Annotated in this window: 9 protein-coding genes; all 9 read right to left on the reverse strand. The window is 56.4% G+C overall.

The genetic code is table 11. The features are described from left to right. Positions 1-666 (reverse strand): aminotransferase class V-fold PLP-dependent enzyme (locus tag HYU99_05380; protein ID MBI2339780.1); only part of this gene is annotated, 666 nt, incomplete at its 3' end. A gap of 88 nt (positions 667-754) precedes the next feature. Next, positions 755-2,083, reverse strand: a complete 1,329-nt coding sequence (locus tag HYU99_05385; protein MBI2339781.1) for an OmpA family protein — start codon at positions 2,081-2,083, stop codon at positions 755-757. A gap of 106 nt (positions 2,084-2,189) precedes the next feature. Next, complete coding sequence (locus HYU99_05390; protein MBI2339782.1) at positions 2,190-3,779, reverse strand: citramalate synthase; 1,590 nt, start codon at positions 3,777-3,779, stop codon at positions 2,190-2,192. Between the two features lie 114 nt (positions 3,780-3,893). Beyond that, the gene (locus HYU99_05395) at positions 3,894-5,117 is read right to left on the reverse strand and encodes an aspartate kinase (GenBank protein MBI2339783.1); all 1,224 of its coding nucleotides are present in this window, start codon (positions 5,115-5,117) and stop codon (positions 3,894-3,896) included. Continuing rightward, entirely contained in the window at positions 5,114-5,368 is a 255-nt protein-coding gene (locus tag HYU99_05400) for a hypothetical protein (protein MBI2339784.1), read from the reverse strand. Before HYU99_05400 ends, HYU99_05395 begins: the two co-directional genes overlap by 4 nt. A gap of 58 nt (positions 5,369-5,426) precedes the next feature. Continuing rightward, positions 5,427-6,368 (reverse strand): M23 family metallopeptidase, encoded by a 942-nt coding sequence (locus HYU99_05405; GenBank protein ID MBI2339785.1) that lies wholly within the window; start codon positions 6,366-6,368, stop codon positions 5,427-5,429. Between the two features lie 165 nt (positions 6,369-6,533). After that, the gene (locus tag HYU99_05410; GenBank protein ID MBI2339786.1) at positions 6,534-7,304 is read right to left on the reverse strand and encodes a Stp1/IreP family PP2C-type Ser/Thr phosphatase; all 771 of its coding nucleotides are present in this window, start codon (positions 7,302-7,304) and stop codon (positions 6,534-6,536) included. Between the two features lie 110 nt (positions 7,305-7,414). After that, positions 7,415-8,866: a TldD/PmbA family protein gene (locus HYU99_05415; protein ID MBI2339787.1), complete on the reverse strand. Its 1,452-nt coding sequence runs from the start codon at positions 8,864-8,866 to the stop codon at positions 7,415-7,417. 179 nt (positions 8,867-9,045) lie between these two features. Next, positions 9,046-9,729: DNA repair protein RecN (locus tag HYU99_05420; GenBank protein ID MBI2339788.1), on the reverse strand; the 684-nt coding region annotated here is incomplete at its 5' end.

Consider the following 9,729-nt stretch of genomic DNA (forward strand, 5'->3'; position numbering starts at 1 on the left):
CGGCGTGAATTTTGTCTTCCTGCGGACGAGCAACGCCCCAATCCCCTTCGGGCCATAAAACTTGTGCGCCGACAACGAGGCAAAGTCGGCTGAAAGCCTCCCAAAATGGAAGGACGTCTTTCCTATCGCGCAGGCGGCATCCGTATGAAAAAGCGCCCCCTTCTCATGGGCCAGACGGCAAACCTTTTCGACGGGGAGCTCTATTCCCGTCTCGTTGTTGGCGGCCATCACCGTGACCATCAGCGTTTTTTCATCAATCGCCCGTTCCAGAGCCTCTTCGTCAACTTCACCGGCTCGATCGACTCTCACCGTCTCCATAACCATCCCTTTTTTTTTCAAATGCTCCAGCGGACGAATTACCGAATCATGTTCAATGGCGAGCGTGACGATTTTTGATCGTTCCTGCGGGCGGGTCTCCCACGCCGAGGAGAAAACCGCGTTATTCGCCTCGGTGGCACCGCTTAGAAAACAGATTTCATCCGGAAGACAACCAAGGAGGGACGCCGTTTTTTCGCGGCATTCGTCGAGAAGACGTCCGGCCCTGCGCCCCTCCTCATGCACGCTTGAAGGATTTTTTAAATCACTCTCAAGGGTAATCCGGAGAACCTGCCGGACAGACGGGGCGAGCGGTGTTGTCGCATTGTAATCGAAATAGTAACGGGACACACAAGGGATTTAGCCTACTGGAGAGGGAGTGTCAAACCACCTTCTACGATCCACTCCGCCTCATGTGCATGTGGCGGACCACCATCCCCTAAAAATCCTGCTGTTGAATCACAAACTCCACCCGGCGGTTCTGGGCCATTCCTTCAACTGTTTTGTTGTCGGCGATCGGTTTGCTTTCGCCGTATCCTTTGGCCGTAAGCCGCGAGGCCTCAATCCCCTTGCCGGTCAGGTAGTTTTTCACCGCATCGGCCCGTCGCTGGGAAAGATCCATGTTGTAGGCATCGCTGGCGCGCCAGTCGCAATGCCCCTGAATTTCAACCATCCGAACGCCCGCGTTTTTCTGCATGACATCCACCACGTCGTCCAAAACCGGAAAGGAAAGCGGCTTCAGCACCGCCTTGTCGGTGTCGAAATAAATTTTTCCCCAGATGACGATCTTGCCGTCCCGGATGCGCGGGTCGGGGGGCGGCGCCGGCGGGGGACACTCGGGGCACTCCTCGGTCACCGGCGAGGTCCACTTCAGGCCGAGATACCCGCGGACGCGGGGGGCCCCCACGCCGTCGATGATGCCGGCATTTGCGCCGACATCCAGCGCAAAACCGGTGCCGCCAAAGAGATAGCGAATCCCTCCGCCCGCCTCCAGGGGAGACGAAGAACTCTCCGAAAAGAAATCGCGAATCACCGTTGTTCCAAAAATTTCGGCAATGCCGTGCCACCCTTTTCCGAAATCGACATTCCCGGCCAGACCGTAGGTGAACGAGTCGTCCATCCGAACCGCGTGGAGGGTCACATCGTCCCGGGCAAAATAACCGACGTTCAACGTCATATTAAAGCGCTCGTGAAGGATAAAATCGGTGATTAGCCTCAAGCCGGCGGCGACACTTCCATTGGACAGATAGCGAACTCCATCGCCGGTGGGAAACATGACGTAAGGCATGACGGCAAAGCCGACCCGGCTGTTTTCGGTGTTCACCACCCGGAATTTCGTCATCAGGGTGACATCTCCCATCCCCATCCCGTGATCTTCCGGAGCCCCGGCAATATCCGTGAAAAACCAGTTGTAGAGCGCTACCGGAACGTTGATCCCCGCCTCGAACCAGTCGGTGAAGCCCAAGGCTCCATAAAAATTGGCGATGATCCACTGGTCGATGACGGATTGCCTTTCATCCGGATCGTCAATGCCGACAAATTGAAGGGGGCGGTTGGCGTAATCAAAATAGAAACCAAGAGTCCCCTGCCATGCCTTGAGATTCTGCGAGCTGTATTGAGTGTAATATTGGCCACTGTCCACCGCCGGTTCAAAGGTGTTGACCTCGAAACGGCTCACGTACGCCGCATGCGCGGGAGGGGCAGACAGACACACGCACAAAAGCAAGGCAGGGAAGAAAAACCATGCCGCCCTCCTGGATGATCTCATGGTAAGCTCCTTGATTTGGATGGTGACATTACATTACATGTAAGTCATGGGTTCTTGAGAGGGAATTGTAAGGAATTTCTGAAAAGAGTCAAGAAATATTAAAGGCTTATGCTGATTTTTCCCCCTTGGCGCTTTTCATCAGTTTATAGTCGATGGAATCGACCAGCGCCTGATAGCTGGCATGGATGATATTTTCCGAAACCCCCACGGTTCCCCATTTCCCTTCCGTGTCTCCGCATTCAATAAGAACCCGCACCACCGAGGCGGTGCCTATCCCCCGCAGAACGCGGACCTTGTAATCGAGGAGTTTCATTTCGGCGAGCCTTGGATAGAACCGTTCGAGCGCCTTGCGGAGCGCCTGATCGAGGGCGTGGACCGGGCCCACACCGCGGGAAGAGGCCTTTTCCTCGCGCCCTTCCACGGCCAGATGAATGACCGCCTCGGAGGTCGCCTCTGCGCCCGCCGTAAGAGAGATCGTGTCGGTCACCCGAAAGTCGTGGAGAATAAAATGCGGCCGGTATTCTCCCAGCGCCTTTTTGACCAGAATTTCAAACGACGCCTCGGCCCCCTCGAACTGATAGCCGCGGTTTTCCATCTCCTTCAACTTTTCCAAAAGGACCCGGACCTGCGGATTTTCTTTTTTCAAATCAAGGCCGAACTCTTTGGCCTTGTGGGCGATGGTCGAAGCGCCGGAGAGATCGGAAACAAGAACCCGCTGGATGTTTCCCACCTTTTTGGGATCGACATGCTCGTAGGTCCGCGCCTCTTTCAGGATGGCGGAGACATGCACCCCCCCCTTGTGGGCAAAGGCGGAATCCCCCACATAGGGCTGATGGCGGTTGGAAGCCCGGTTGGCCATCTCGTCGATAAAGAGGGCCGTCTCGCGCAAACGCGCAAGTTTGGCCGGGCCGACGCAGATGTATCCCATTTTTAATTCCAGATCGGCCATGATGGAAACAAGATTGGCGTTGCCGCACCGCTCGCCGATGCCGTTGAGCGTCCCCTGCACCTGCGTGACCCCGGCGCACACCGCGGCCAGCGAGTTGGCCACCCCCAGCCCGGCGTCGTCGTGACAATGGATGCCGAGCGGCGCGCGAACGGCTTTTCGGACGAGGCGGACGATTTTTTCAATCTCGGAAGGGAGCGAACCGCCGTTGGTGTCGCAAAGGACGATGCGGTCGGCCCCCGCGCGGATAGCCGCCTTGACGCTTTCGAGGGCATATTTTTTGTCGGCCTTGAAACCGTCGAAAAAATGTTCGGCGTCGTAGATGACCGCGCGCCTGTTTTTTTTAAGCCAGGCAACGCTCTCGGAGACGAGCTTCAGATTATCGGCCGGAGAAATTCCAAGGGCGCGGGTGACATGGAGGTTCCAGCTTTTTCCAAAGATGCAGACGGTTTTTGTGCCGGCGGAAAGAAGGCTTTTCAGAATTTCGTCGCCTTCGACGGCGGATGAGGCCCTTCGCGTGGAACCGAAGGCAACCAGTTTTGCCCTTTTCAGTTTGAGTTCGCGACGGGCCCGTTCGAAAAATTCGGAATCCTTGGGATTGGCGCCGGGCCATCCCCCTTCGATGTAGTGGACCCCGAGTCCATCGAGCTTTTCGGCGATGCGGAGCTTGTCCTCCACGGTGAAGGCGATGTCCTCGGCCTGCGTGCCGTCGCGCAACGTGGTGTCGTAGATTTGGATCAACTTTGGCATAAAATCTTGCAACTGCGAGAAATCAGAAAGCCGAAAGCAGAGAGCTGAAAGCAGAGTCTTGAATCCGATCTCCGCTATCCGCTCTCTGATTTCTGCTTTCTCGCAGTTGCCGTATTATCCCCTCTTTCCCCCCAACTCAAACGCCGCATGGAGCGCCCTCACCGCCTCTTCCCCTTTGTCCTTTTTTACCACGACGGAAATCTTGATTTCCGAGGTGGAGATCATCTCGATGTTGATCTTTTTGTTTGAAAGGGTCTCGAACACCTTTGCGGCGACTCCCGCGTGCGAACGCATCCCGACCCCCACGATGGAAACCTTGGCGATATCCTCGTCGGCATCCACCCTTTTTAAGCCGATTTCGGGAGCGATTCCCTCGATGATTTTCCGGGCGCGCGAGAGATCGGCGCGCGGCATGGTGAAGGTGAGGTCGGTATGGCCGTCCTCGCTGATGTTCTGGACGATCATGTCGACATTGATGTCGGAGGCGGCAATGGGGCCAAAGACTTTTATCGCCACCCCCGGCCGGTCGGGAACCCGGCGGAGGGCCACCTTGGCCTCCCCCTTTTCGAGCGCGATTCCGGAAACGATGACCTCTTCCATTTTTTTGTCCTCCTTGCAGACGAGCGTCCCCTCGTGATGGTTGAACGACGACCGCACCACGAGATTGACGCCGTATTTGGCCGCGAACTCCACCGATCGGATCTGCAAAACCCTGGCGCCGGTGGAGGCGAGCTCCAGCATCTCTTCGTAGGTGATTTTTTCCAGCTTGCGCGCATCGGGGCAGATGCGCGGGTCGGTGGTGTAGACGCCGTCCACGTCCGTGTAGATCTCGCACAGATCGGCCTTGAGCGCCGCTGACAGCGCCATGGCGGTGGTGTCGGAGCCGCCGCGCCCCAGGGTCGTGATGTTTCCCTCCTCGTCAATTCCCTGAAACCCCGCCACGATGACCACTTCCCCCTTTTTAAGGCAGTCTTTCACGATTTTGGCGTCGATGCTTTTGATCCGGGCCTTTGAGTACGACGAATCGGTGGTGATTTTCACCTGATGCCCCACAAACGACCGGGCCGGCTGATCCATATCCTGAAGGGCCAGCGCCAGAAGGGCGATGGTCACCTGTTCGCCGGTGGAAACCAGCTGGTCGAGTTCGCGCCGGTTGGGGTCGCCGGTGATGCCTTGGGCGAGAGCGATCAACCGGTTGGTTTCGCCGGCCATGGCCGAGACGACGACCACCACGTCATGCCCCTTCCGCTTTGTCTCAATCACGCGCCGCGCGACATTTTTGATCCGGTCGATATTTTCGACGGAAGTACCGCCGTATTTTTGGACAATAAGACTCATAAATAAATACGCTTGGCGGCGGTACTTCCAAGCCGCAAAGCGGCGTTGAGGGGGAGGCAACATTTTACTTCGCAAACCATTCGGTTTGCTACGCGCAGCGGATAAACCGCTGCTTGTAGTGGCTTGGCCGGTGGTGCAAACCCGGGCTTTGCCCGGGTGCGCAGCAAAACTGTAAGTTTTGCGGAGTAGAAATAGTTGGCGACGCGAGCCCCTATGATAAACCCGCCGTATTTTTGGACGATTAAAGACATACAAGGGGAAAAGTGTTAACGGATAGGTCGGCCAAAGTCAAGGCAAGGGGGAAACGGATTATTCGGTAATGTAATTCAGCGGATCGGTGGGAATGCCGTCCACGTGGACTTCGTAGTGGAGGTGCGGGCCGGTGGAGGAGCCGGTGGAACCGACGGCGGCGATGATATCGCCCCGTTTGATTTTATCGCCCTCCTTCACGAACAACTGCGAGGCGTGACCGTAGAGGGTGGTGACACCATAGCCGTGGTCGATAAGAATCATCCGCCCGTAGCCGGCATGGGCCTCGGCAAAAATGACCTCGCCGTCGGCCGGGGCCCGAACCGGCGAACCGGTGGGCGAGGCGATGTCCAGCCCATAGTGCATCTGGTAGCCCCTGCCGTACGGACTTCTCCGGCCGCCGAAATCGGAGGTGATCCATCCCTCAACCGGCATGAGGCTGGGAACGGCGCTGACAAAGCGGATTTTATCCTGGTTCAGTGTGTAAAATTCCTCGATCCGGGCGTTTAAATTTTCAAGGCGGTCCCCCAGTTCGCCCATCTTTCCCTTGATGGCGCTCAAGGTCACCTGCCCCCCCCGTTCCAGCCAGTCCCCCAGATTCACGTCGACTTTCGGCAGTTCTTCCGTTTTGGGTGTTTGAAACGTCAATTCCGTTTCAATCGGCCCCAGCCCTTTTTGCAGGTGCCCCAGCTCTACATCCGAAACCGCCTCGAGCCGGGAGAAGGCCTCCTCCGTGCGCGACACCACCCGTTCGAGGTTTCCCAGCCGCGAGGCGAGCAGTTCTTTCTGCCGGAGAACCTCGGTGTCATCGGACAGGCGGCGGTTCAAGACAACCAGCCTGTTTTGATAGTGAACGGTGGAGAAGATGGAGCCGACCAGAAAAGGGATGGCAAGGATGCCGGCCAAGGCCAAGAGGCGCGCGGTGACCGACGACAGACGGATGCGCCTTGTCTTGGATGGATCCCGGGGGACGACGATGATGTGATACCCGCCTGCCTTCAATCCACTCTCCTGAATTTTGGGGCTTTGATAATAGTTACGATCGGTTACAACTAAAGTTCTATTTAAATTTGCAATACAATCAAGCATAATCTGGTCCCCCTCAAGGGTCCAGATTAGTTATCGGCACGCCGACGAAAAAGTTGCTAGTTTATTTATTTTTATTTTTCAAGTAATATCAAGCACTTCCACGATAAGGACCGTAATATTATCCTCCCCCCCCTTTTCGTTGGCCGAGTCGATTAATTTTTTACAGGCCTCTTTCATCGGATGACCAACCACGATCCGTTCGATCTCACGGTCGTCCACCATGTTGGAGAGGCCGTCGGTGCAAAGGAGGAGCTTATCCCCCAGATGGAGGTCGAATTTTTTGACGTCGCACTCGACCTGCTCCTGGTAGCCGACTGAACGGGTGATGATGTTTTTGAGTTTGTGTTTTCGGGCGTCGTTTTCGTTCAAGATCCCCGCCCGGATCTGTTCGGTGACCAGGGAATGGTCGGTGGTGATCTGCTTGATCTTGTTGGCGTGAAAAAGATAGGCGCGGGAGTCCCCCACGTTGGCGATGTAGAGTTGACCCTCGGAAAAGACGGCCGCGACGGTGGTGGTGCCCATTCCCTTCAGGGACTGATCGTAGAGCGATTGATCGTAGATTTTGCCCGAGGCGGTTTCGATGGCGTAGCGCAGACGGTCGCCCGCGTCGGCGTCTTCGGTGTTGACGCCGGAGATGACGGTCGCCTCCGGGTCGGAGTTGATGTTTTTGACAACCTCCTCCATGGTGGTGACGGCCATCCGCGAGGCGAACTCGCCGCCGGAATGCCCCCCCATCCCGTCGGCCACGATGTAGAGCGACAGATCGTCGTTGACGAGAATGGAATCCTCGTTGTGGGTTCGCTTCCTGCCGACATCCGTGAGGCCGTAGGAGGCAAGTTTTAAAGACATCAGCTATTTATAAAAGATTGAAAGGGAGGGGTCAACTTATATTCGGTTTCTTTTTTACCGAAGCCTGAAAATAACTCTATTGCCTTTGCAAACTCCGCTCCCACCTCGCTTTATCCTCCCTGTTCGGTCGGCGCTCGGTGGGAACCCTCGCCGCTCACCGAGGCCTCTTCAATTAAAAGCGTCGGGGCCCCGAACCGGCCGTAGAAGCGCAAATCGGAGCCGACCTCCACCACTTTGGCGAACATCTCGTGCAGATTTCCGGCCAAGGCCATCGAGCGGACCGGTTTTTTGCCTTTCCCTTTTTCAATCAAAAAGCCCTGCATGCCCACGGAAAAATCGCCGGAGATCGGATCGGCGGTGTGGATGCCGATGACCTCGGCGATAAAAATGGCGCGGTCGATAGCCGCAATCCGGTCGGGCGATTTTTCCGCCGGTTGAACCGGTTCAACCGGTTGAACCGGTTCAACCGGCTCAGCCGGCTGGATGAAGAAATTGCTCCACTCGAGCTTTGGGCGGGCGACGGCCGAGGCGCGACGGGAGTTTCCGGTGGAATTTTTTTTGTCCCTTCGGGCCCAATAGCAGTCGTAGAGGAGGTTCGACACGACACCGCGGTTGACAATCACCGTCTTTTGCCGCGGAGTTCCCTCGGCGTCAAAGGGGGCGCTCTCCTCCCCCCCCGGATAAAGGCCGTCGTCAACGATGGTGATTTTCGGTGAATAAAGTTTTTCCCCCATTTTTCCGATCAGACAGGAATTTTTCTTGGCGACATTTTCCGCGGTGGCGCCGGGGGCAAATACCTCCAAAAATGAGACCGCCACGCCGGGAGGGAGAATCACCGGTCCCCGGTAGTTGGCGATTCGCTTTCCCCCCAGGAGGTCCACTGCCATTTGCGCGGCTGACCGGCCAAGCGGACGGGGTTTGAGCTCCCGAAAAAAAGGGGTCGAGGCGTATTCGTAATATTCCTCCGATTGCCCCCCAACTTCCGCCACCGCCAGGACGCTTAATGACAAGTGAGTCCGCCGATGCGAGGCCAGAAGACCGGACGAATTGAAGAGAACCGTATCGTCCACCTCTTCCTCGTACGAAGTATATCGGGCCCGCTTGACGCGCGGGTCGGTTCCAAGAGCCGACTTTTCCAATTCACAGGCCACGGCCGTTTTGTCATCGCGAGTAATGCCCGAAAGGGCGGGGTCGAAATTGGTCCCCTCGGGATACGAAGCCTTTTCTTGTGGTAGCGCCGCTGGCGCCGACCAGCCCCCTGGGGGCCAGCCGTAGAGGGGATCGGGGGTTGCCGCCGTTGCCGCGGCCAGCGCCTGATCCACGACAATATCGAGGGATGCGTCGTCAAACGCACGCCCGTAGGAAAAACCGAGACGGCGGTTGCCGCTTCCATTTAAACAAACGCGGAGGCCAAAGCCGAGACTGTCCCTGTTTTCCACCGCGTCAGGTTTTTGCTCTTTCACGGTGATGGAAAGGCCCCGGCTTCGTTTGAGGTAAATCTCGAAGTCTTTGACCTGCTTCCGGGCGGCGGCATTTTTTATTTTTTGCAAAAGTGCGTCCATATCAACCTAGTCGGCCTTTTGGTTTCCGGGAGTCATGAAAGGTTTCTTGAACTGTTTGAGCGCACCTTAAAAACATCGCCAACCGGAACAAACCAAGCCCCAATCGACAACTAAAGTGGCGATTATAACGACCGCGAGTTTTCAAGAAACCTGAAATGACTCTGGGAACCAAAAGGCCGCTACTTATCAGCCGAGCGCAACATCTCTCGCGCATGTTCTTTGGTTTTTGCCGTCACGGCAATCCCCCCCAGCATCCGCGCGATCTCCTCCTCCCGTTCCGTCCGCTCCAACGGGCGCGCCTCCGTGAAGGTCCGCCGGTTTTTCACCCCTTTGGTGATCACATAGTGCCGGTTTGCATGCGAGGCGACCTGCGGCAGATGGGTGACGCATAGAACCTGATTCGATTGCGCCATCGCCTTTAATTTTTTCCCAACCACAAAGGCCACTGCGCCCCCAATGCCGCTGTCCACCTCGTCGAAAATACAGGTCATTGGCCAGGGACGCGCCCCCAACACCTGCTTGATCGCCAAAAGAACCCGTGACAGTTCGCCGCCGGAGACAATTCTGGAAAGCGGCCGGGGGGGTTCCCCTTTGTTCGGCGCAAAATCGAATCTGACTTCATCAAAACCACTGGATTTATACAATGAACCATCCGGTTTTCCCGGTGAAATAACTTTTATTGAAAAGACAACCCCCGGCATGGAAAGCTCGGCCAACTCCCTTTGTATTTTCTTTTCGAGTGTGACAGCCGCTGTTTTCCGGGCCTCGGAAAGGAGACTCGCCTTCTCCCCCAGTTCCGCCGTCAAAAGAGCCGACTCCTTTTCTTTTCTGGCCAGACGATCCTCAAAATTTTCCAGGTCATC

Source organism: Deltaproteobacteria bacterium (assembly GCA_016183175.1).
In the GTDB taxonomy this organism is placed as follows: domain Bacteria; phylum UBA10199; class UBA10199; order UBA10199; family SBBF01; genus JACPFC01.

Excerpts from the sequence above, each read along its gene's own strand:
- HYU99_05390 (MBI2339782.1), bottom strand. The coding sequence starts at position 3,779 with ATGCCAAAGTTGATCCAAATCTACGACACCACGTTGCGCGACGGCACG.
- HYU99_05385 (MBI2339781.1), bottom strand. The coding sequence starts at position 2,083 with ATGAGATCATCCAGGAGGGCGGCATGGTTTTTCTTCCCTGCCTTGCTT.
- HYU99_05400 (MBI2339784.1), bottom strand. The coding sequence starts at position 5,368 with ATGTCTTTAATCGTCCAAAAATACGGCGGGTTTATCATAGGGGCTCGC.
- HYU99_05410 (MBI2339786.1), bottom strand. The coding sequence starts at position 7,304 with ATGTCTTTAAAACTTGCCTCCTACGGCCTCACGGATGTCGGCAGGAAG.
- HYU99_05395 (MBI2339783.1), bottom strand. The coding sequence starts at position 5,117 with ATGAGTCTTATTGTCCAAAAATACGGCGGTACTTCCGTCGAAAATATC.
- HYU99_05415 (MBI2339787.1), bottom strand. The coding sequence starts at position 8,866 with ATGGACGCACTTTTGCAAAAAATAAAAAATGCCGCCGCCCGGAAGCAG.